Source organism: Comamonas sp. 4034 (assembly GCF_050434545.1).
In the GTDB taxonomy this organism is placed as follows: Bacteria; Pseudomonadota; Gammaproteobacteria; order Burkholderiales; family Burkholderiaceae_C; genus Comamonas; species Comamonas odontotermitis.
In genome coordinates, this window is the sequence record NZ_JBNDIT010000018.1 from 1 (window position 1) to 20,987 (window position 20,987).

Below are 20,987 nucleotides of genomic sequence, written 5' to 3' on the forward strand. Positions count from 1 at the left end.
TTGTGGTGCGGTACTTGCGCCGACCCCAGTTCGTCTCACTCATCATCCGAGCCTACTACCGCTGCGGCCCGGATTTGTGCAACAAAGCCGACCTATAGTAGAAAATAAAAAAACATTACCACAGTATATGCATGCGGCTGCGAAATTTTGTCAAAATATGTGGATAATCGAGGTAAAGAGAGAATATGAACATCTTTTTACAAATTATCCAGATGAGGCAATATTAGGGTATTGGTATGTTGACAACGACGGTGTCATTACAAAAAAATTTAGACCCACTAAATATAATTCGGAATACAAATAAATTATTAATTAAATATATAAGAGGTTATTTTGAATCTGTGGAATGCATTGCCTGCATATATTGCAAATTTTCTGGGGCATAGTGCCACTCATGCCATTTGGGAGGCGCATTTATCACACGCACCTGTCCATGCCATGCAACCCCACTGGCAGGTTCTGGAGAAGGGTGAAGACGATAAGTCCACCGTGTGGGGGCTTCAAAGCATTACCTTGCATACGGCCTTGTCGGAGGCCGGAAGTCCATGGCCGGGCGAATGGCCGTCATGCCTGCCGGCAGTCGAGGCCAGGGTAGCCCATGCAAATGAATGCTTTGGTGAGCCCTTGATTCATGCGCAAGGCATTGCGCTCTACCAAATCAAGAGCCCATTGGGTGAGGACTGGGTTGCACAGTGCGCTTTTACGGAAGAAGGGCATCTTCAGTACCTGACATTTGTCAAGATGCACGAGTGGAAGCCTCTGAATGGCGAGGGCGAGAATCCGCTGATAGCTGACACTCTGCCGTCACCCAAGTTGTCAGATATTGGGTTGAGCGCTGCGGGTACATTGGCCCCGGCCAACGGGTGGTATGAAGCGCTGTTACCCGCCGGGCACCCCATGCAGTCTTTTTATGCCAAGTCTGAAGTCAGGTTGGTGTACCGGGAACAGGGCGAGCTTTTCCCAAAGCTGGGAGTGACGCCCGCCGATGATGAGGCCTTGGTGCAGTGGGCCTGGACAAGGGATACCTAGACCCACCGGCCCATTCCTGATTCGCCGCTGCTTTGGCGTGTCAGTTCTCGCTCAAGCCCAGGCGCTTGATCAGTGGCCACCAGCGTTGGCGTTCGTCGTCCATGTATTTGGCGAATGCCTCTGGCGAGGAGGGGGCGGCTTCCATGTTCATTCCCTTGAGACGGGTTTTCACCTCAGGGGTTTCCAGGGCCTTCACGAGCGCTGCGTTCAACTGGGCCTTGGTGGCGGGGGCAATGCCTGCGGGGGCGAAAAATCCGATCCAGCCCGAGCCTTCCACGCCGGGGTAGCCTAGTTCGGCGACCGTGGGCAGCTCCGGCAGAAACTCCAGGCGCTTGGCCGATACGGCGGCCAGCGGCCGCAGGCGGCCGTCCTGGATCATGGGCACAACGGCAACCGGCGGCAGTGCGGCAAAGCTGGTGTCGCCGCTCAGCAGCGAGGTCACTGCGTCTGGCGACGATTTGTAGGGTACGTGCACTGCCTTGCCGCCTACGCGGTCAAGCAGCAGTTCCACCGCCAGGTGCGATACCGTACCTGCGCCGGTGCTTGGGAAGTTGAGGCGTGCATTGGGCTTTTTAGATTCGGCCACCAAGTCGGCCAGCGATCGGATGGGCGAGTTGGCGGCCACCACCAGCACGTTGTACTGGTGCAAACCCATGGTGAGCGGCGTCAGGTCCGTTTGCGGGTTGTAGGGCAGGTTCTTGTAGATGACGGCGTTGTTGACCATGGGGCCGGTGATGGAGACGCCAAAGGTGTAGCCATCGGGCTTGGCCTTGGCGATCACATCGGTGCCCAGGTTGCCGCTGGCTCCGGGTTTGTTCTGCACGATGATGGACTGCTTGAGCGTCTTGGCCGCCTCTTCGCCCACGATGCGGGCCATGATGTCGGGGCTGGAGCCCGCGCCAAAAGGCACCACCAGTGTCAGCGGCTTGGCAGGCCAGGCGTCTGCCGCATGGGTGTGGATGGCGGTGCCCAGTGTCAGTACGGCGGCCACGCCACCCAGTAGCAGTCTTTTCATGTGTGTATCCCCTGTGTCATCCGTTGGTGGAACGCCTGCACCGCCTGGGGCGGCCTGATGGCTCGCGGTGTGGCTTGGGCGTTCGGTTGTGTTCGCTATTTTTGGCTATTTTGGACTTCAGGCCCAGCGCATTTGGCAACTGCACGGCCATGCAGACGCATAGCTGCATGCCATTGTGCAGAAAAATAGCCGTGGGCCGAGTTGCCGGTGCAGGTGGCTGTCTTGCGCACGACAGTGTCTGCTGCCGGCCGCATTGCAAAGCGCCGCTGCCATTGCGCCCTGGCGGGCACCACCCACAGCGCATTTCATCGCCGACTGGCTGCAACAGGGCTTGGCAAGCATTACCAGGGAGGTGCTCGATTGCTATTGTTTATAGAGCTGAAGATGCCCATTGAGTGCGCGCTGGCAGCATTTTTGATATTGGGCAATTTCTGGGCGAAATGTGCAGCACTGCTGTAAGACAAAGCCTTTTCTCGAAAGGTTTTGGGCAGGTGTTTGAATCTTGCCTCTTATTATGTAAGTGAGTTTCCGGTTTGTTTCCATTTGCGGGCTGACCGCCGTGGCAAGTGCGGCGCGTCTTGTGATCTGTACTGCCATGTCAGCCGCTGTCTTGCAGGTGTTGCGTCTTCTGGCTGCCGGCCGGCCATGTCTTGCGACCGAGGTCGTCACTTTCCGCAACACTGTCTGCACCAACCCGTCTGTGGCGCTGCCTGAAGCGGCCGCAGCATCCGATACAGGAGGGCGCCTATGGCTCCGAATTCCCTACCGATCTTGCCGTCGCCGCACATCGGCAGCTGGCTTGATGCGCACGCTGGCCCACTGATGAGCTGGTGTGTGCTGGTCGCTGCCGCCGCCATTGCGGGCCATCTGGTGTTCCGGCTCAGCGGTTTTCCGCGCATGCTGGGCTATACGGTGGTGGGGCTGCTGGCAGGTTGGCTGGGCTTTGGCGATCTGCCCTGGCCGTTGCAGGGCAACACGCAGGTGCTGCTGCAGACGGCGGTGGGCACCAGCCTGCTGATGGCTGCGTCGCAGATTTCACTGTCATGGCTGCTGCGCCAGCCTTGGCTGCTGCTGCAAAGCCTTGCCGAATCGGTGGCTGCCTTGGTTTTGGTAACGGGCGTGCTGCAGTTGCTGGGCATGGGCTGGGCCGTGTCGCTGGGTGTCGGCGTGGTGGCCATGGCCGCATCACCTGCCGTGCTGCTGCGTGTGGTGGCCGATCTGCGCGCGAGTGGCGCCGTCACCGACCGCAGCCTGTTACTGGCCACCTTGAGCGGCGTGTATGCGCTGGTCCTGGGCCTGGTGATTACCGTGGCCTGGTCGCCTGCTGCGGCGGTGGGAGCAGGGGCGGAGGACGCGCTGGCCAGCCTGGTGCTCACCGCCGCTGGCCTGGGCCAGTTGTTGCTGAGCCTGGGGCTGACCGTGCTATGGTCAGTGCTGACCACGGTGGCATTGTGGCCGGTGTTGCGCTGGCAGTCTTCGCGTAGCGATTCGACCGCGCTCTACATGCTGGCGGCGCTGGTGGCGGTGAGCCTGCTGGCCACGCGCTGGGGCGGATCGGCCGCGCTGGGCTTTCTGGTGGCGGGGCTGTTGCTGCGCAACATGAGCCCCAAGCCGCTGGTATGGCCCAGCGCCTTCATGGCAGCCAATACCATGCTCAGCCTGCTGATGTTCGTACTGGTTGCCAGCATGGCGGGCCAGGTGGTTCCCTCGGTAGGTCTGGTGAGCGTGATCGCAGCCGCTGCGCTGGCCCGGCTGGTGGGCAAGATGGGCGGTGTACTGCTGCTGGGCCTGGGTACGGGCCTGGGGTGGCAGCGGCAGTGGCCGGTGGCCTGTGCGCAGTCGCCAAGCTCGGGCCTTGCACTGGTGCTGGCGTCTGCCCTGGCCATGCAGTGGGCGGTGGTGAATACGGGCGTGGCAGGGGCGCTGACGGCCATTGCGTTGCCGATGGTGGTGCTGTGCGAGGTGCTGGGCGTACTGCTGGCATCGCTGGCCCTGTGGCGCTGCGGCGAGGCGCATCGCGGCATTGGCCTGTCTGCCCTGAACGCCAAGGAGAAACGCCATGACGCTTGAAGCCTTCCAACAATCCGATGCATTGACGCTGGGCGTGGAGCTGGAGCTGCAGCTGGTCAACACCAACCACTACAACCTGACGCCTTATGCGCCCGATATGCTGGCCTTGCTCAAGAATGCGCAGGTGCCCGGCTCGATCGTGCCCGAAGTGACAACCAGCATGATCGAAATTTCGACCGGCATCTGCCGCGATGCGCAGGACGCGCTGCAGCAGCTGACGACCACGCGCGACGCGCTGGTCAAGGCCGCAGACCGGCTCAATATTGCGCTGGCAGGGGGCGGCACGCATCCGTTTCAGCAGTGGCACCAGCAGCGCATTTACGACAAGCCGCGCTTCAAGGAGATCACGGCGCTCTATGGCTACCTGACCAAACAGTTCACCATTTTTGGCCAGCACGTGCACGTGGGCTGCCCGAGCGCAGACGATGCGCTATTGATGCTGCACCGGCTGTCGCGCTACATTCCGCATTTCATTGCGCTGTCGGCGTCCAGCCCCTTCGTGCAGGGGCAGGACACGGCATTCGATTCGGCGCGGCTCAACTCGGTTTTTGCATTTCCGCTGTCGGGCCGGGCGCCGTTTGCGCTGCACTGGGAGGATTTTGAACGCTACTTTGACAAGATGACGGCCACTGGCGTGATCCACAGCATGAAGGATTTCTATTGGGACATCCGCCCCAAGCCCGAGTTTGGCACGGTGGAGGTGCGGGTGTTCGATACCCCGCTGTCCATTGAGCGGGCCGCTGCGCTGGCCGCCTATGTGCAGGCGCTGGGCAGTTGGTTCCTGAGCGAGAGCCCCTTCGAGCCCCAGGAAGATGATTACCTGGTCTACACCTACAACCGCTTCCAGGCCTGCCGTTTCGGGCTGGAGGGCACTTATGTGGACCCTGCTACCAGCGAGCAGTTTGGCCTGCGCGAGCATATTCTGCTCACGATGCAGAAGATTCAGAGCCATGTGCCCGAGGGCAGCCGCGAGGCCCTGCAGCGATTGCGCAAGACCGTGAACGACGGCATGAACGACGCCCGCCGCCTGCGCGATGCCTATGGCGAGGCCCAGCAATTGCCGGAGGTGGTGCGGCAGTCCACGCTGCGGTTCCGAGGCACGGAATAGGGCGGGGCCGGATCAGGTCGCAGTTTCGCTTTTCAGGAGGCAGCAGCTTTGGGCGCCTGACGACCAGACGGGTGCTGCCACCAATCCTTTTCAGGCTGCAATCACTTTTACCGTATAGCCCTTGCCGGTGGTGATCACCTCCAGCAGGCGGTCGATATTGGGGTGGGCGCCCGGGCGGGCCTTGGCGTCTTCGGTGTGCTCGGCAAACAGCTGCAGGCCTTCCTGGGCCGCCGCCACGTTGATACTGCCGTGCCTGGCTGCCAATGCGTTGTAGACGGTGACCGAACCTGCCTTGCCGGGAGCGTTGGGAATGCTGGCGACCCAGTTGCCGTCTGCATCGATCAATTGAATCTCGGCAACATGGGCGATGGAAGGCAGGGTCTTGAGGTTGTCGGCAAAAGCCATGGTGGTCGTCCTTGAAGAGCAGGTTGGTATCAAATCAATAGCTGTAGGCGCTTGTTGGATGGGCGCCGCGGTCACTTCAGGCATTATGCAGTAGCTGCATGCTCCAAGCGGCCATGGCCGTCAGCAGCACCACAACAACGGGCGGTACCCGCAACCACTGCAGCAGGGCAAAGCCAATGGCTGCAATGCATGCATCGCTGGGCTGGCGAATCGCGCTGGACCATACCGGGTGGACAAAGGCAGCAAGCAGCACGCCCACTACCGCCGCATTGATGCCCGCCAGCGCGCGCTGGGCCGCGAGGTTCTGGCGCAACTGTTGCCACCAGGGCAGGGCACCGGCCACCAGCAAGAAGGCGGGCAGGAATATGGCAGCCAGCATCAAAACGCCGCCGGCCCAGCCAGCCCACGGCGCAGGCAAAGGAAGCAATGCACCCAGGTATGCCGCGAGCGTGAACAGGGGGCCCGGTACGGCCTGCGCGGCGGCATAACCGGTCAAAAACTGCGCATCGCTCACCCAGCCTGGGGGAACAACGCTGGCCTGCAACAGTGGCAATACCACGTGGCCACCGCCAAACACCAGCGCCCCTGCCTGGTAGAAGGCCGCAAACGCTCGCATGGCGACGCCGGGCCACAACTGTGCGGCCACAGGCAAACATAACAGCAGCAGGCCGCACGCGAGCAAGAGGCACAGCCCTGCCTTGCGGCTCAGCGCAAGCGCCAAGGCGGGGCCTGCTTGCTGTGCATTGACGGGCGTCAGGGGCACAAAGCGCCACCCCACCAAGGCACCAACGGCAAGCACCAGCAACTGGGGGGCAGCCCCAGGCCATGCGAGCAGCACGATTGCGCCACCCACTGCGAGGCATTTGCGCAGCCAGCCTTTGCACAGATTGCGCCACATACCCCATACCGCATGCGCTACCACCGCAACGGCGACCAGCTTGAGGCCGTGCACGATGGCGCTGTCTGCGAGATGTGGCCAATGGTTCAGACCAGCAGCCAGGCCCACCAAGGCGATGGCGCTGGGCATGGTAAAGCCCAGCCAAGCGGCAAGGCAGCCAAGCCACCCCGCGCGCATCAGACCCAGGGCCATGCCGACCTGGCTGCTGGCAGGCCCAGGCAGAAACTGGCACAGCGCCACCAGATCGGCATACTGCGCATCCGAAAGCCACTGGCGCCGCTCGACCAGAGCCTGGCGAAAGTAACCCAGATGCGCCACTGGCCCGCCAAACGAAGTCAGCCCCAACTGTAGAAACACCCAGAACACCTGCCAGGCGCTATGGCGCGGTGGCCTGGTATCAAGAGGTTGGGGCGAGGCGGGGGTAGCAGTCATGGCCTGCAAGCATAGCTGCTGAATGTGCTGCTGCCATGAACGGAACCGTGTTGCACGGTGGAAGTTGCCTCGCGTTTTGTGCCCCATGCGTGGTGCATTCCCATACCCGGGCTGGATAGGGAGGTCTTTGGCTGGCGGGCGTGGAAGGCGGCGATGTGCTCCAGTCTGACGACAATGCGCTCCCATGCCTGGAGACAACAAGACTCAGGCGCGGCCGTCGATCAATCCCAGGATGAAATCCCAATGGCGGGCATCCACTGGGGTGATCGACAGGCGGTTGCCCTTTTGTAGCACGCGCATGTCTTCGAGCTGCGGGTATTGGCGCAACGCTGCTACAGAGATGGGGCCAACCTTGCGCAGTGCCTGCACATCCAGCGTCAACCAGCGCGGCTTGTCCGGGCTGGATTTAGCGTCGAAGTAGGGGGACGCGGGGTCGAACTGGCTGGCGTCGGTGCGTAAATTGCCTGCAATGCGGGCAATGCCATAGATACCGGGCTCGGCGCAACTGGAATGCCAGTACAGCGCACCGTCGCCTACCTGCATGTCATCGCGCATGAAGTTGCGCGCCTGGTAGTTGCGCACACCGTCCCAGGGGATGGTCTGGTGGGGCGCAGCCAGTGCATGGTCAATCGAGTACTCGTCCGGCTCATTTTTCATCAGCCAGTAGCGGGGGGTGAGAGAGTTCATGGTCATTGAGCGCTGGTTGCGGGGCCAGGGAATTCTTTGCAAAACTGCTGGCAGTGAATCGGAGCGCGGCATCGGGCGATCCACATCCCTCTTGCTGGATAGGGTTCGGCAGAGCCTCCCTAGCGCGGATTATCTACCCAGACCAATGGATCGGCCTCAACCGCCAAAGGGGTTGCGGGGGCTTGAGCAGCGTCTGACGAGGATGTGCTGGCTGCATGTACGCCCGCACCTGCGCCCACAGCGAGGCCTCCGGCGCCCATTCCGGCCCCACTACCGTTACTTCCACCACCACTACCACGGCCGCCCCCGGCACCGCCGCTGGCGGTGCTGCCTCCGTTTCCACCGTTGCGTCGACCCGATCCACTACCTGCTGCAATGCGCTGCGGGCCCTGCTCGGGAATGTCGGTGGACTCTGCGATTGCTTCCAGATCGAGCGCCTGCCGGATGAAGTTGCGCAGCGACATCACCAACTCGCTCGTGCGCACGGTGCGGCCTGCCACCATGTCTTGCGCAGCTCGGGCTGCGAGTGCCACCTGTTCCTCCGTGCCCAGCAAGATGATGTCGGACAACGCCGCCTCTACTGCATCACGCATGCGCCTGCGGCGCTCCGTCTGGGCCTTGAACGCTTCCCAGTCCTCAATGGGGGCTTCGTCCGTCTCGCCTGAGGAGCGCAGCTCCTTCAGGTGGCTCGGGTCCACCGACAACTCGCCGGTGAATGAACTGCCCAAGGTCTTGTACGCGGCAATCAGCGTCTTAAGCCTCTCGTTGATCTGGCGGTTTTCCCGCTCTCGCTTGCGCTGCATGGTCTGCATGAATACGAGGCGAATGCCCAGCATCAGCAATGTCGCAAACAAAAGCCCGAGCACGGTCGACAGCAGCGATTGCCAGGAACTGAAATCAAGAGAGTTGCGCATGGGATTGAACCGGTATTGCCGCATTGCAACACAGCACAGCGGCAAAGGGCTGAAAAATCAAAGGCCCATACGGAAATGCCGCATGCCGCGCATGCATAAAAACCGCATGCATAGTACAATATAGGGCTTTGCAAACTAATGCATTTAGGAGTGCGGCAGCTTACGGCGTAGTTCCAGTGCCTGCAGACGGATTTTAGGGAGTGTGCTGCTCCTGATTCGCCTGCGGCCATGAATGCTTTAGAACATGCCGCGTCCGTTGCCTACCGCGCCCCGCCAACCGCCCATCGCTGTGTCAGATGGGCTGGTCCAAGGAGCGTCAGCCGGTAGGCATGCAACGGAGCAGGCGCTGTACTGCACAACTAGGACAAGGATTCATCGACTTTTATGGCTAAAGAAGAACTGATCGAGATGCAAGGCTCTGTGACCGAAGTGTTGCCCGATTCACGCTTTCGCGTGACTCTGGACAATGGCCACGAGCTGATTGCATACACCGGTGGCAAGATGCGCAAACACCACATCCGCATTCTGGCCGGTGACAAGGTGTCGCTGGAAATGTCGCCCTACGACCTGACCAAGGGTCGTATCACGTTCCGCCATCTGCCAGGCCGTGGCCCGGCGCCTACCTCCAACCGTTAATGGAGAGCTGCAGCGCCGGAAGAACCGAGGTCTTTTGGGTCTGTAGCGTAAACCAGTGCTGCAAAGCATGCTGCAAAAATTGTGGCAAGTTTTCCCAAAAGCAGCCCGGAAGCTGGTTACAATCATCACATGTCGGAGCGTAGCGCAGTCTGGTAGCGCATCTGCTTTGGGAGCAGAGGGTCGCGAGTTCGAATCCCGCCGCTCCGACCACTATTGAACACCCGCTGCAAGCAGTTGCAGCGGGTTTTTCTTTGCCAAAATATTTGAAGAAGGGCCTCGATTTTGTCTTGAGGCTGCCTTGCAGCGATTAGAATAGCGGCTTGTCGGAGCGTAGCGCAGTCTGGTAGCGCATCTGCTTTGGGAGCAGAGGGTCGCGAGTTCGAATCCCGCCGCTCCGACCACCATTGAATGCCCGCTGCAAGCAATTGCAGCGGGTTTTTTCATGTGCACTGTCCGCACTGCTATGTATTCAACTTGTCGTTCATGGCAGCACATGCGCCATGGGGATGTGGAGAATTCAGCGTTGCCATTCTTCGGAGTGTGGAACAGCACGGTAGCGCACCAGCTTCAAGACAGGGGAACTCCAATCCCTTCTCCGTCCGCCGTCGAAATTGAAATCCGTCTTTGTCGCGCCAATACCGCTTCACTGCAACCAAGGTGAAAAAAGTAGCAGTCGCTGCCCGTCTTGGGCTCCGCTTGTGGGCATATGAGCAGCGACGAGGAGTGCTTGGGATGGATGACACGATATGACATCGGCTACGCCGGTCGGCAGCGCCAAAAATCCATTGAGTCCCAGGCGCAATTCCTGTGCACCATTGCGCTGCTTGTAAGGTTCTCCCGACTCCGAGCGTTGGGCGCACGCCTTGCGTCAATCGATTCCAACTCTAGCTACCAGTGACAGAGCTCATCCCGCAACTGTCACCGAGCATTGCAAATTCAAGAGTCAATTTGCATTAGTTATTTGGATCTATTTGATCCAAAACACCATGGTGTTTTGGTGGATCAAGACCTGATGCATATCAAATCCTCACAGGGTGGGCCCCTTCAGAATTGCGTCAGGAATCAGGTATTAATACCTATTGACTGTGCAGTATCTTAAATTGAAGGGTAATTGAATGTTTCCAGAACTTCGCGAAGAGATCTCCCGTCTCAAGATCGAGGATGCCCGTTTCGCCAAGCTCTTTCATCGCCACAATGCGCTTGATCAAGAGATCAAAAACAGTGAGGCGAGCCTTTTGCCAGCAGCGCAGGGCACCATCGAAACGCTAAAGAAAGAAAAGCTCCACCTCAAGGATGAGCTCTATGGGATTCTCCTCAAATCCCGGGGGATGTGAGCGCAGGCGGAAGGGCTGCACTCTGCCAATCGGCACGCTATTGCAGAAGGACTTTCGCGCCTGAATGCAAAGTGGATTGAGCAATTGTGCGCCGTGCTTCATCTTTCGCTGCTGATTCTGCCTGCGGATTCAGACTCACCCACTCAGCCTGAGCAATCACGAAAAAATGAATGCCGGGAAGGAGGGGAGGCAAAGTGGAGCAGCAGGCGTGTACAACACAAGTTCAGGCGCCGTCAGGTCTAGGCTTCCATGAAGCAACAGCGATCGAGGGCAGATTTGCAGAATCTCGCGCAGGGGGCGTATGTCTCTCCGCATGCGGCCCAGGATGCCAGAGGTTTCCAGTCTGCGCGTCTTTTTATTCAAACAACGAAGTAATCCCCATGTACCAAAAGATATTGCTCGCCGTCGATGACAGCCATGCCTCGGAGTTGGCCTTGTCTCAGGCAATCATTTTGGCCAGGTCGACAGGCAGCGAGGTGAAGGCATTGTTTGTGGTGAGCAGCGAGACCGGGGGCTTGATCCGGAAGGAGGGTACCTCCACGGAACCGGAGATATCTGCTACCGGCCAGCGCGCGCTTGCAGATGCCGCGAAATTGCTTCAGGCCGCTGGAATCATCCATCTCACGAAATTGAGCGAGAGCCATGTTTTGCCGGACCAAATCCATGAGGTCATCGTCGCCGAGGCTGATGCGTGGAATGCAGACCTTGTCGTGATGGGGACCCACGGTCGTCGCGGTGTAAACCGAATGGTCTTGGGCAGTGTGTCAGAGGGTGTCATCAGCAAGACCGCCAAACCTGTGTTGCTGGTACGCAGCGCGCTAGAAGACTGAAAGGTTCGGTATTGGTCAGAAATCAATAAAGGGGCGACAGCGGTCTCCCACAAATACAGCCTTGCCGTATCAGGCAGGGTCAGAATAATTTTTAATTGAAGAAGGTCCCCATGCAACGGAGCCGACCAAGCGCACTGTTCCGATACTTTGAACAGGTTGTGCCATTTCGTATTAAGCCCGCCCTTGTCACCACAGCAGTTCTCGTCACACTGCTTCTGATTCCAGCTCCAGATGGTCTTAGTACCAAAGCTTGGACACTCTTGGCAATCTTTTTGACCACTATTGTTGCCATCATTCTCAAAGTCATGCCAATAGGTGTAATGGCCATGATGGCCATGACCATTGTTGCGCTGACGCAGGTGACGTCCACCTCATCCAAAGGCGCCATCAGTGACGCGCTGGCCAGTCTCTCCAACCCGCTGATCTGGTTGATCGTTGTCGCGATTCTTATCTCGCGAGGTCTGAAAAAGACCGGGCTCGGCAACCGTATTGGCTTGCTCTTTATTTCTTTGCTTGGTCGGCGAACCATTGGTATCGGTTACGGTATCGCGATATGTGAGCTCGTCCTGGCACCTTTTACGCCCAGCAACACCGCGCGCGGCGGTGGGATCGTTCATCCAATCATGAAATCGATCGCCTCCGCATTCAACTCCGACCCAGCGAGTGGCACCGAGCGCAAGATGGGCACCTACCTGTCACTGGTGAACATGCATGCCAACACAATCACCTCGGGCATGTTTCTCACAGCGACCGCACCCAATCCACTGGTGGTTGATTACCTCGCCAAGGTAACGAATCAGAGCTTTCATCTATCTTGGACTACCTGGGCTTTGTACATGCTTGTTCCAGGCCTCGCATGCCTGCTGCTGATGCCATTGGCACTGGCTGTGATAGCACCTCCCGAGGTCAAGGTCACACCGCATGCAGTCGAGTATGCGAAGACTGAGCTCAAGCGTATGGGCAAACTGGCAGGTAGCGAAAAGGTCATGATCGGCACCTTTGTCTTGCTGCTGTTGCTCTGGGCCAATGTGCCGGCCATGATCTTTGGTCCGGCCTTCCTGCTGGACCCAACCGTTGTGGCCTTCGTCGGTCTTTTTGTCCTGATCATCACCGGTACGATTGACTGGGACGATGTGCTTTCAGAAAAGAGCGCCTGGGACACTTTGATCTGGTTTGGCGCTCTGGTCATGATGGCTGAGCAATTGAACAAGACCGGCGTTATCGCGTGGTTTTCCAACCTGCTGCGCGATAGCCTGTTGGCCTCAGGGTTGAGCTGGCAGGCAGCAGCCTCGCTTCTTGTGCTGCTTTTCGTGTTTTCTCACTATTGCTTTGCCAGTACCACAGCCCATATCAGCGCCATGATGCTGGCCTTTCTCACCGTCGGTGCAGCGCTTGTTCCTCCAGCGTATCTGGTGCCGTTCCTGCTGATGATGGTGGCAGCGTCCACCATCATGATGACCCTGACGCACTATGCGACAGGAACTTCACCCATTATTTTCGGCAGCGGCTATGTGCCGCTGGGGCAGTGGTGGCGTGTCGGATTTTTGATGTGCATTGGCGAATTGGCGATGTATGCAGTCCTGGGTAATTCCTGGTGGAAGCTTCTCGGACTGTGGTGAGGCGGTAGCAAGAATGCAAGCCAAAAAAAGTGCCAAAAATGCGCAACCCGATTCGATCGGATTGCATTTCGATGGTCATCACATCCAGGCAAGCAGAGGCGCTTCGCTGCTTGAAGCCTGGATGGCTGCAGGGCTGCCACTCACTGAAAACGTTGGTTGTTTGGGGCAGGGCGTATGCGGTGCATGCCGTGTGCTGGTCAGCCGGCCCGGCATGCGGCTGGCCACGGCAGCACTCGCCTGCACAACGCTTGCTGAGGATGGAATGCAGGTTGCATTCATTGACCATTTCCCGGCGCGTCGCCAGCATCCATATGACCTGCACGCCATGACGGACAGTTGGGAGGCCATTCGCCAGATCAACACCGCCTTCCCGGAAGCGCAGCATTGCAGGCATTGTGGCGGCTGTGACCGTGCGTGCCCGAAAGGGGTGGAGGTGCAGCGCATGGTCAATTTGGCTTGCACGGGTCAGGCCAGCGCTGCTGGAGCGCTGTTTGAGCAATGCGTGCTGTGCAATTTGTGCGTAGCCGCTTGTCCAGAGCATATCGATCCTGCCCATCTGGGGCAGTTTGTGCGGCGAATGAACGCTGCACTCACTCTGCGCCCGTCAGACCTGATCATGCGCATTCATGAAATTGAAGCGGGGTTTCAACCCATACAACTCGATGCAGAAGGAGCGAATCTTCCCTTGGTGAAGGAGATTGCCTCTTGAAACAGGTTGGAGTTCCCATTTTGCAGGCCCTGCAAGCCTGGCGTGCGGCTTACCCGGTCGCTCCCAAGGCCCTGAATCTCCCTATACCGGAATTGCTGGCGCGATACCACCCCGATCACCAGGCTGGTGCCATGGAGACTCTGCGCGTAGGTGTCAGTGCGGGAGCGCGGTGTCCTGCGGCGTTGGCTGAATTGTTGCAGGCCGATTCGTTGCTGGAAGATGTGGATATCGCAGGTGCGCCTGCTTTGGACGCCGATGTGCTGATCATTGGCGGAGGCGGGGCAGGGTGCGTGGCGGCCTTGACTGCTGCACGCGCAGGGGCGAGGGTATTGCTGGCGACCAAGCTACGCATCGGTGACAGCAACACGGTGATGGCGGAGGGGGGTATTCAGGCTGCAGTCGGTGCAGAAGACAGCCTGCAGCGGCATTTTGAAGACACATTGCGTACAGGGCACTTTGCTGCCGACAAGGCATTGGTTGCGGCACTGGTCTCCGAAGGGCCGGCTGCGATTCGCTGGCTGATTCAGGAAGGCATGAGCTTTGATCTGACCAAGGACAGCCCTCATATGGGGGGAACGCTTTTGCGCAAAACCCCGGGAGGGGCCACGGCGGCACGGCTGCTCTCATATAAGGACTTTACGGGTCTGGAATTGATGCGGACGCTTCGCGAAGCAGTGCTGCTGCAACCAGGTATCAAGGTGCTGGATCGCCACCCGGCACTGGAATTGCTGGCGGATGACCACGGGCGCTGCGCAGGAGCTGTTCTGCACGACCTTGCCCGGACCCGTCCGATATTGGCGCGCGCAAGTGCCACACTCCTGGCGACAGGAGGAGCAGGACGGCTCCATCTTGGTGGGTTTCCGACGTCCAACCATTACGGAGCGATGGCCGATGGACTGGTCATGGCCTACAGGCTCGGCGCAAGGCTGCGCGAAATGGACAGCTTCCAATACCATCCAACAGGAATTGCCTGGCCCCTGCACATGGAGGGCGCCCTGGTGAGCGAGGCTGCGCGCTCGGCGGGTGCCTATCTGGTCAATGGCCAAGGCGAGCGCTTCGTAGATGAACTGCAGCCACGCGACGTCGTCGCCTCGGCCATTCTGCGTGAGCTTGCGGAAGGACGTGGCGTTGATCGCGATGGCAAACTTGGTATTTTTCTGGATACCCCTACGCTGGAGCGCAGCCATCCCGGCATTCTGAAGGACAGTCTGGTGACGCTTTCTCATCTGGCGCAGCGCTGCGGCATCGACCCCGCCCTGGAGCCGTTGTTGATTCGGCCCACGCTTCATTATCAAAACGGTGGTGTTGCAATCGACGAAGCTGGTCACACCAGCGTTCCCGGTCTGCTTTGCGCCGGAGAGATGACTGGCGGACTGCACGGTCGCAATCGAATGATGGGGAATGCGCTGCTGGAGCTGGTGGTGTTTGGTAGGCGCGCTGGTGCAGCTGCAGCAGCACAGGCGCGAGCCGGGCTACCGTGCAACATCGGGCTTTCCCATTTGGCCAACTGGCGCCGTGGTCTCATCGCACATTCACTGCCGCTGGAGAAAAAAGCGCCGCTTCTCTTTCCGCCTTATGGCAATTTCGATCCCACCAGTTGCCGAAGCGGGACAACACAATGAAGGTGCTTACCGCAAAATCCGTACAAGTCGGATCCGATCTGGCTGCCTGGTTTGACGCTGGTGGAGGCCAGGGACTGGAGCAAGCCCTGGCTAATCCGACAGGCATCATTTCCTGCCTGGAATCTGCCGGCCTGCGCGGGCTGGGAGGGGCTGGCTTTCCAACGTGGAAAAAATGGGCCGCCGTGGCGGCTCAACCACCATGCCCTGATGGTGGTGGCAAATGGCTCGTCTGCAATGGCAATGAAGATGAGCCAGGTACATTCAAGGATAGATTTCTGCTTTCCAGTACACCACATCAGGTGATCGAGGGCGCTTTGATTGGTGCTGTGGCTGTGAAGGCCAACCAGATTGTGCTGTACGTCAATGCGCATGAGGCGAAGATGCTGTCGGCGCTTCGCGCTGCCGTAGATGCGTGGCGTGGGCATCCGATTCTGGCGCGAGTGGCCCAGGTGGTAGGTGCGTCGGTGCAGTTGCAGGTCTGTCCTAGCTCCGGCCTCTACGTCGGCGGAGAGGAGACAGCGGCGGTCTCAAGCGTTATGGGGAAATTTCCCTTTCCTTCTCTCAAACCGCCATTTCCGGCAGAAAAGGGGGTACACGGTGCCCCCACCTTGCTGAACAATGTGGAGACCTTTGCACATGTGACGCATATCCTGCGGCATGGGCCCACCTGGTACCAAGCGCTTGGCGTCGGCAAGGCTGTGGGAACCAAGCTTTATTCTCTGTCAGGCGATGTTCTGCGCCCGGGTCTGCATGAATTGCCCATGGGAACGACCTTGCGCGAATTGGTTTTTGACCATGGCGGCGGCATATTGGCTGGCAAGCAGTTCAAAGCTGTTTTCACCGGTGGTCCGTCCAACACATTGCTTACGGAGCGCGAGCTTGATGTTGCTCTGGACTTTGACAGCCTGTGTGCCCGTGGATCGAGGCTGGGCACTGGCGCGATGATCGTGGTTGGGGTTGGAACCAGTATTTTGCGCAAGACGGCTGAATATGTTGGCTTTTTTGCAGCGAATTCCTGCGGGCAGTGCCCGTCCTGCAAAATCGGTACCTACCAAGTATCTCGCATATTGGAGCGCATCGAAACGGGCGCCGGACGCCCTACAGATCTGGCGGCCCTGGAGAACCTCGCACGCTTATTGCCAGGATCTGGGCGATGCGGCCTTGTCGATGGTGCCGCAACAGTTTTGGGAAGCTCGTTGGCGACCTTTCGCAGCGAGTATGAAGGGGCTCTGCGGAGTCAGTCATCAGGGGGCCGTAACGAGGGCCGCTCGCATATGGGTTAGACCTGTTGCTGCATTCGTGCAGGTTTGAGCAGCATGAGGAAGCTCTTGGCAATGGCATTAAAGCGACGCCTCATTAACCCACCAATGAAATGGCGCGAGAGAAAATCAATTGTCACGAGCCAGGTATAAGCAGCAGGAACATCTGCCACACGAGACAGGTTTGTAGATTCGCTCCAGCAAGCGTGACTGACAAACCGTAGCGGCTACAGAGTCCTGCTGTCGGCAATATCGTCCCTTGTTTCTCGTTTCAGCAGCAAGGTCTTCTCGCTGTCACTGGTGATCCAGATTCCGGTGGCTGTGAAATTGTCGTTCGGCCCTTGCGCCGATCGCTCCACCCGCGCCATGAGGTCCGATATCCAATCCTGCACGGAAGGCGATTGCTTCAGGGATTGTTCGATTTCATCCGGGCTGAGGCAGTTCCAGACGCCGTCCGTGCACAGCAGGAAGGCATCTTCAGTCGAGATGTCAATCGGCTGATGCAGCACTTCCGGCCCGACTTCGCTGTTGGCACCAGCAGCGCCCAGCAGGATGTTTCTCTGCGGGTAGGTCTTTGCCTCTTCTTCAGACAGCAGTCCTGCACTGACAAGGCTTTGCACGACACTATGGTCGACGGTCATGCTCACGAGCTCCTTGGCTCGGAACCAGTAGACCCGCGAATCCCCCCAGTGCCCCCATACGGCCTTTTGGGCATAGGTGTCGATCCGCAATTCCACCACGGTCGTACTCATGCTGCCATGTTTCGGGTTGGCCAGCTGCTCGGCCTGAATCATGTCCGAGATAGCCAATAGCTGGTCATTGAATGCCTCCGGCACCATGGTCAGTGGATAGGTTCTTACCGCCTGCATGGCGAGGTGAGAGGCTTGCAGTCCGCCCGCTGCACCGCCCATGCCATCTGCCACCGCGAATGACACGATATGCTTGTCCCTGGCGTGGCAATAGGCGTCTTCGTTATAGCTGCGGTCCCCCTTGTGGGTCTGCGAATGGTGCACCAGCCCCAGCGACGATCCCGAAGGGCTATTTTCTTGTTGACTCACGTGATATTGCCTTCTCTGTTTTGTGATACTTCGGCCTGGTAGGCGCTCAGGAATTCCGTGCCCCATGCTGCTGGGCTCTGGTTCTTCATCTCTTCCTTGAGCCATTCATAGCGGCTGCAATACAGTTCCCACAGCCGTGCATTGCGCTGGCTGCTGAAAAGCGCCTTGGATCTGCCCAGGGCCTGAAGCTGTTCTTCAAGCTGTGCAGGATCAAATCGATCAAACAACCCCTGCACTGCAGCCTGAATGCCCGCCATCATGGCCATTTCATGGCCACGCAGGTCTTGAAAGGCACTTTCTATGGCGGCAGGTCCGGCCTGGAAGCCGGGCATGCGTGGTCCAAAGATCTGCGCAAGCGCCGAAGGGCCCGCAGGGAGAAATTTCAGCGGGTTGTTGGCTTCTGCATTGATGAGCGTCACTGAAACCCGGACTTCCTGCTTGGCTGCAGCGCGTGAGCTAAGAAGGTCCATGCAGCCCTGTACCGAGGCGCCGAGCATTTGCCCGATCATGTGCATCAGCTCAGGGGTCAGGTTTTCCGGATACCTGCAGTCGGCAAGACCCGCTCCGGCCTTGAAACTGTTGAGCAGGTCTTCCGCAGAATGAGAATGCACAGGGCTGTGGGCCAGGGTGCCATTGCTGTTTGCCTCTGTGCCGGCCACTGCGGGATCGGGAACAGGTGCACTTCCAGCCGGTACAGGCAGTGTAGGCGGCGCAGCCGTTGCATCCGCAACAGGTATCGCCACCGGTTGTGGTGCCTGCTCGGCTGGTGCGACAAGGGGATGCGCCTGCGGGCGAGGCTGGAAGCTGGGCGCGGAGTGCTCCACCCCGGATTGGCCTATGCTCTGCGCGCCATTGCCGCCTTGTGGAGATTCAACGGATGCGATGCTCTGCAAACCCAGATCGATGGGCGCCGAGTCGATATTGAAAAGTGACTCCAGGGAGTCCTTCCTGGGGAGCGTTGGATCAACGGCAGGCGCATATGCCTGGTGGGACTCAGGGGGCGCCGCAACCAGCTCAGCAGGAGGCGGTTGCGGGGTGGTGTTGCCCAGGGATGGGTCGTAGGCGCGTGGCGCTCGGAAGAACGACCCGACTTCCACCCGGTGGTCCGAGACGGAGTGAGACTGCTCGGTACGCTCCTGAAACAGGACGGACGGATCAAGCCGGTCTTGCGATGTATGACTGGCAAAGAGTTCGAGCGGATCGAGATGAAGATTGGCATCCACAAGCGCCTGGTTCTGGCTGGCATTCAGCGGGTCTTGAATCAGCTCTCCGATGTTGCCTTCTGTCGGCTGAAAAATCGCATCGACAGAACGGCCAGGGAACATTTCCTGAAAGCTCTGCTCATCGTGCACATGCGCAAGCGGGTCCGCAGTATTGCGGGGCGATATGCCGTGCAGCGCCAATGGGTTGAAGTCTTCTGGAATCAGGGACTGGCCATTGGCTGCAGCACCCGCATGCAAACGTGCAGGTGCCGATGCAAGCTGGTTGCTCAGCGGCGTCGCCAGCAGATCGGCGAATGGATCGGCTCCAAGGTGCTGAATGCCTGCAGATGGCTGCACGGGCGGGGGCGCAGGGCTGGCGGTTGGCGCAAGCGGATCGGAAAAAGCCGAAGGAAGACTAGCGCCACCAGCCAATGTTTCTGGAGGAGACGAGGGCTCAGGAGGCGCTTGAACCGGCGCACCAAGCAGATCATCGAAGGGACCGCGAGGGACATGAGATGGAGGGGTGCCTGCCGCAGGCAGTGCATCGGGCTGCCTCGGTGCTAGAGCCTGAGCCGGGTGCTGGCTGGCTTGTCGTGTCTCTCCGATATGCTCCACGGTGATCGTGTAATTGCCCGTCTGCCAACTGGAGCTGGAACGAATCGCGCAGGTCTGACCCGGACTCAGTTCCTGGCCATCCACGTAGATGGGATTGGACGTGCTTGCATTGATAAGCGAGAACTGTCCGGAATCAAAAACGATCTGCGCCTGAATGCGGGAAATTCTGCGGAACGGGTCCTGGAGAACCATTTGGCAGTGCGTGTCGCGTCCAATGGTGCCGCCTTGGGAGTCGAAGACATACTGAACGATGTTCTCGGCACCATTGGCATAGACGACATTGGCTCTTAACTGCAAAAACATGGCGATTCCCTATGTCCATCTGCGGTCTCTGAAAGGGCGAGGGCGGCAGAGCGCGGCATTCAGTCCTCCGAGGCCTCGGCACCGGTGATGAACATGGCCTGGTTGAGCCCATCGGGCGCCATGTTCTTCACAATGTCCATGAAGCTCATCTCCATGACCTTGATCGCTCGCTGGATCAGCAGCGGCGCCGGGTTGGTCGGTTCATTCCTTTCGAGGTACTGGCAAACCAGTTCCAGTTGCCTGACCGCATCCTTGCGGGACCGGATATCTCCGTGGGCCACAGGCATCGGCATCGCCTCTGCCGCCCCGGGTATACCTGTGTCGCCTGCCAGGGCTGTATCCGCGCCCGCGCCGTCTGCGCGAATCAGCTTCAGAATCTTTTGAAGCGGGCGGGACAGGGCCTGGAGATCCGGCTCGAATTCGCTTCCAAGCTCCTGCTGGCATCTGTGCTGTATTGCCGCAATTTCCGCGATGATCTGCTCGGGCAAACCCAGCAAGCCGGCATCGGAAGTCTTTGCCTGCTCCTGCACGATGTGCGAGATCTGGGTGGGGGTGACAGATATGCCGTTGATATCGATGGAGCCGTTGTCTGACAGCCGCTCCAGATCCTTGATGCTGAAAGCACCTATATGGCTTGGGAGCACGACGCTTTGGCGCATATCTGCCACAAGGGCGCCGATGTCACCAAAGTCGCTGAATACGCTATAGCGCATCTGAGGATCTTGAGCGCCGTCAACCTCCAGTTGTGGATGCAGGGAGAACCAGAAAAGCTGGCACACCGTGTTCACGCTCTTGAGCCCGTAGTGCAGTCCCTGCAGACCGTGCATGCGTGTCAGTGCGCGGGTGAGGAGGAGCATGACTCTCAGGTCTTTTGTTTCCGCCGAGAGATCGGTGGCCAGTCTGAGTACCTGCTGCCAGTCTGGCTCCTTGCCGGCGATCACGGTATCGCCGTATTGCTGCTCCGGGCTGAAAAGCGCCGCAGTCTCCAGTTCTGCGTACTTCGTTTCGAATTCAGTGTTCTTTCCTGCTGGCTCAGTGTCCGAAATAGGCACTGCCCAATTGACGTCTACATTGAAATCTTCCACTTTGCTTGCTCCCGCCGCGCGCCACGTGCGCTCAATGCCTAGATTCGAATATGATAGTGTAGATGTATGTTGGTTTGTTGATTCAATAGCCGATGTTTATTTTGAACAGGGGCAGAAGCACCGCATGCATCTGCCGGGTAGAGCGCCTGCAACCGAG

Annotated in this window: 20 protein-coding genes and 2 tRNA genes; 13 read left to right on the forward strand and 9 right to left on the reverse strand. The window is 59.0% G+C overall.

What is annotated here, in order from left to right:
• Together ABIE32_RS17295 and ABIE32_RS17300 are read left to right on the forward strand one after the other, a co-directional pair.
• Nucleotides 1–304, forward strand: a 304-nt coding sequence (locus ABIE32_RS17295) for a hypothetical protein (RefSeq protein ID WP_429017935.1), incomplete at its 5' end; no start/stop codon positions are given.
• 134 nt (nucleotides 305–438) lie between these two features.
• Nucleotides 439–1,029 carry a hypothetical protein gene (locus tag ABIE32_RS17300; protein ID WP_429017937.1) on the forward strand — a complete coding sequence of 197 codons (591 nt, stop codon included), beginning with the start codon at nucleotides 439–441 and terminating at the stop codon, nucleotides 1,027–1,029.
• 40 nt (nucleotides 1,030–1,069) lie between these two features.
• Here ABIE32_RS17300 and ABIE32_RS17305 read toward each other — a convergent pair whose 3' ends face one another.
• Together ABIE32_RS17305 and ABIE32_RS17310 are read right to left on the reverse strand one after the other, a co-directional pair.
• Nucleotides 1,070–2,044, reverse strand: a complete 975-nt coding sequence (locus ABIE32_RS17305; protein ID WP_429017939.1) for a Bug family tripartite tricarboxylate transporter substrate binding protein — start codon at nucleotides 2,042–2,044, stop codon at nucleotides 1,070–1,072.
• Nucleotides 2,045–2,407: 363 nt separating this feature from the next.
• Nucleotides 2,408–2,641, reverse strand: coding sequence for a hypothetical protein (locus tag ABIE32_RS17310; RefSeq protein WP_429017940.1), 234 nt, complete (start codon nucleotides 2,639–2,641; stop codon nucleotides 2,408–2,410).
• 150 nt (nucleotides 2,642–2,791) lie between these two features.
• On the opposite strand from ABIE32_RS17310, the gene ABIE32_RS17315 reads away from it, so the two are divergent.
• Together ABIE32_RS17315 and ABIE32_RS17320 are read left to right on the forward strand one after the other, a co-directional pair.
• On the forward strand, nucleotides 2,792–4,114 hold the full coding sequence (locus ABIE32_RS17315) for a cation:proton antiporter (protein ID WP_429017942.1): 1,323 nt from the start codon (nucleotides 2,792–2,794) through the stop codon (nucleotides 4,112–4,114).
• A complete protein-coding gene (locus ABIE32_RS17320; protein ID WP_429017944.1) occupies nucleotides 4,104–5,222 on the forward strand; it encodes a YbdK family carboxylate-amine ligase in 1,119 nt (372 codons plus the stop codon). Before ABIE32_RS17315 ends, ABIE32_RS17320 begins: the two co-directional genes overlap by 11 nt.
• A gap of 90 nt (nucleotides 5,223–5,312) precedes the next feature.
• Here ABIE32_RS17320 and ABIE32_RS17325 read toward each other — a convergent pair whose 3' ends face one another.
• The 4 genes from ABIE32_RS17325 to ABIE32_RS17340 all read right to left on the reverse strand — a co-directional run bounded on the left by ABIE32_RS17325 (nucleotide 5,313) and on the right by ABIE32_RS17340 (nucleotide 8,558).
• The gene (locus ABIE32_RS17325; protein ID WP_429017945.1) at nucleotides 5,313–5,627 is read right to left on the reverse strand and encodes a DUF2322 family protein; all 315 of its coding nucleotides are present in this window, start codon (nucleotides 5,625–5,627) and stop codon (nucleotides 5,313–5,315) included.
• Nucleotides 5,628–5,703: 76 nt separating this feature from the next.
• The gene (gene chrA, locus ABIE32_RS17330; RefSeq protein ID WP_429017947.1) at nucleotides 5,704–6,957 is read right to left on the reverse strand and encodes a chromate efflux transporter; all 1,254 of its coding nucleotides are present in this window, start codon (nucleotides 6,955–6,957) and stop codon (nucleotides 5,704–5,706) included.
• A 204-nt stretch (nucleotides 6,958–7,161) separates the two neighbouring features.
• Nucleotides 7,162–7,650, reverse strand: coding sequence for an EVE domain-containing protein (locus ABIE32_RS17335; RefSeq protein ID WP_429017948.1), 489 nt, complete (start codon nucleotides 7,648–7,650; stop codon nucleotides 7,162–7,164).
• 113 nt (nucleotides 7,651–7,763) lie between these two features.
• Nucleotides 7,764–8,558, reverse strand: coding sequence for a hypothetical protein (locus ABIE32_RS17340; RefSeq protein WP_429017950.1), 795 nt, complete (start codon nucleotides 8,556–8,558; stop codon nucleotides 7,764–7,766).
• 384 nt (nucleotides 8,559–8,942) lie between these two features.
• Between ABIE32_RS17340 and infA the strand changes: the two genes are divergently transcribed.
• The 9 genes from infA (at nucleotide 8,943) to ABIE32_RS17385 (ending at nucleotide 16,591) form a co-directional block, all read left to right on the forward strand.
• Nucleotides 8,943–9,194: a translation initiation factor IF-1 gene (gene infA / locus ABIE32_RS17345; protein ID WP_395027583.1), complete on the forward strand. Its 252-nt coding sequence runs from the start codon at nucleotides 8,943–8,945 to the stop codon at nucleotides 9,192–9,194.
• Between the two features lie 133 nt (nucleotides 9,195–9,327).
• A tRNA-Pro gene (locus tag ABIE32_RS17350) sits at nucleotides 9,328–9,404 on the forward strand.
• Between the two features lie 114 nt (nucleotides 9,405–9,518).
• Nucleotides 9,519–9,595, forward strand: a tRNA-Pro gene (locus tag ABIE32_RS17355).
• 714 nt (nucleotides 9,596–10,309) lie between these two features.
• Complete coding sequence (locus ABIE32_RS17360; RefSeq protein WP_429017952.1) at nucleotides 10,310–10,528, forward strand: YdcH family protein; 219 nt, start codon at nucleotides 10,310–10,312, stop codon at nucleotides 10,526–10,528.
• A gap of 380 nt (nucleotides 10,529–10,908) precedes the next feature.
• Nucleotides 10,909–11,358 (forward strand): universal stress protein, encoded by a 450-nt coding sequence (locus ABIE32_RS17365; RefSeq protein ID WP_429017954.1) that lies wholly within the window; start codon nucleotides 10,909–10,911, stop codon nucleotides 11,356–11,358.
• Between the two features lie 110 nt (nucleotides 11,359–11,468).
• On the forward strand, nucleotides 11,469–12,977 hold the full coding sequence (locus tag ABIE32_RS17370; RefSeq protein WP_429017955.1) for a DASS family sodium-coupled anion symporter: 1,509 nt from the start codon (nucleotides 11,469–11,471) through the stop codon (nucleotides 12,975–12,977).
• A 13-nt stretch (nucleotides 12,978–12,990) separates the two neighbouring features.
• On the forward strand, nucleotides 12,991–13,686 hold the full coding sequence (locus ABIE32_RS17375) for a 2Fe-2S iron-sulfur cluster-binding protein (RefSeq protein ID WP_429017957.1): 696 nt from the start codon (nucleotides 12,991–12,993) through the stop codon (nucleotides 13,684–13,686).
• Nucleotides 13,687–13,706: 20 nt separating this feature from the next.
• A complete protein-coding gene (locus ABIE32_RS17380) occupies nucleotides 13,707–15,308 on the forward strand; it encodes an FAD-dependent oxidoreductase (protein ID WP_429017959.1) in 1,602 nt (533 codons plus the stop codon).
• Nucleotides 15,305–16,591, forward strand: coding sequence for a complex I 51 kDa subunit family protein (locus tag ABIE32_RS17385; RefSeq protein ID WP_429017961.1), 1,287 nt, complete (start codon nucleotides 15,305–15,307; stop codon nucleotides 16,589–16,591). Before ABIE32_RS17380 ends, ABIE32_RS17385 begins: the two co-directional genes overlap by 4 nt.
• A 203-nt stretch (nucleotides 16,592–16,794) precedes the next feature.
• On the opposite strand, the gene ABIE32_RS17390 is transcribed toward ABIE32_RS17385, so the two are convergent.
• From ABIE32_RS17390 to tssA, 3 genes are read right to left on the reverse strand one after another with little or no spacing between them, the layout of a single operon-like run.
• Complete coding sequence (locus ABIE32_RS17390; protein ID WP_429017963.1) at nucleotides 16,795–17,625, reverse strand: PP2C family protein-serine/threonine phosphatase; 831 nt, start codon at nucleotides 17,623–17,625, stop codon at nucleotides 16,795–16,797.
• Complete coding sequence (gene tagH, locus ABIE32_RS17395; RefSeq protein ID WP_429017964.1) at nucleotides 17,622–19,745, reverse strand: type VI secretion system-associated FHA domain protein TagH; 2,124 nt, start codon at nucleotides 19,743–19,745, stop codon at nucleotides 17,622–17,624. The genes ABIE32_RS17390 and tagH overlap by 4 nt, the downstream gene beginning before the upstream one ends.
• 59 nt (nucleotides 19,746–19,804) lie before the next feature.
• A complete protein-coding gene (tssA, locus tag ABIE32_RS17400; protein WP_429017965.1) occupies nucleotides 19,805–20,830 on the reverse strand; it encodes a type VI secretion system protein TssA in 1,026 nt (341 codons plus the stop codon).
• Nucleotides 20,831–20,987: the final 157 nt, after the last annotated feature.

Bases quoted from the DNA above. Each gene is read 5' to 3' on its own strand.
- ABIE32_RS17300 (WP_429017937.1), top strand. From the start codon at position 439: ATGCAACCCCACTGGCAGGTTCTGGAGAAGGGTGAAGACGATAAGTCC.
- ABIE32_RS17305 (WP_429017939.1), bottom strand. From the start codon at position 2,044: ATGAAAAGACTGCTACTGGGTGGCGTGGCCGCCGTACTGACACTGGGC.
- ABIE32_RS17310 (WP_429017940.1), bottom strand. From the start codon at position 2,641: ATGGCAGTACAGATCACAAGACGCGCCGCACTTGCCACGGCGGTCAGC.
- ABIE32_RS17315 (WP_429017942.1), top strand. From the start codon at position 2,792: ATGGCTCCGAATTCCCTACCGATCTTGCCGTCGCCGCACATCGGCAGC.
- ABIE32_RS17320 (WP_429017944.1), top strand. From the start codon at position 4,104: ATGACGCTTGAAGCCTTCCAACAATCCGATGCATTGACGCTGGGCGTG.
- ABIE32_RS17325 (WP_429017945.1), bottom strand. From the start codon at position 5,627: ATGGCTTTTGCCGACAACCTCAAGACCCTGCCTTCCATCGCCCATGTT.
- chrA (WP_429017947.1), bottom strand. From the start codon at position 6,957: ATGACTGCTACCCCCGCCTCGCCCCAACCTCTTGATACCAGGCCACCG.
- ABIE32_RS17335 (WP_429017948.1), bottom strand. From the start codon at position 7,650: ATGACCATGAACTCTCTCACCCCCCGCTACTGGCTGATGAAAAATGAG.
- ABIE32_RS17340 (WP_429017950.1), bottom strand. From the start codon at position 8,558: ATGCGCAACTCTCTTGATTTCAGTTCCTGGCAATCGCTGCTGTCGACC.
- infA (WP_395027583.1), top strand. From the start codon at position 8,943: ATGGCTAAAGAAGAACTGATCGAGATGCAAGGCTCTGTGACCGAAGTG.
- ABIE32_RS17360 (WP_429017952.1), top strand. From the start codon at position 10,310: ATGTTTCCAGAACTTCGCGAAGAGATCTCCCGTCTCAAGATCGAGGAT.
- ABIE32_RS17365 (WP_429017954.1), top strand. From the start codon at position 10,909: ATGTACCAAAAGATATTGCTCGCCGTCGATGACAGCCATGCCTCGGAG.
- ABIE32_RS17370 (WP_429017955.1), top strand. From the start codon at position 11,469: ATGCAACGGAGCCGACCAAGCGCACTGTTCCGATACTTTGAACAGGTT.
- ABIE32_RS17375 (WP_429017957.1), top strand. From the start codon at position 12,991: ATGCAAGCCAAAAAAAGTGCCAAAAATGCGCAACCCGATTCGATCGGA.
- ABIE32_RS17385 (WP_429017961.1), top strand. From the start codon at position 15,305: ATGAAGGTGCTTACCGCAAAATCCGTACAAGTCGGATCCGATCTGGCT.
- tagH (WP_429017964.1), bottom strand. From the start codon at position 19,745: ATGTTTTTGCAGTTAAGAGCCAATGTCGTCTATGCCAATGGTGCCGAG.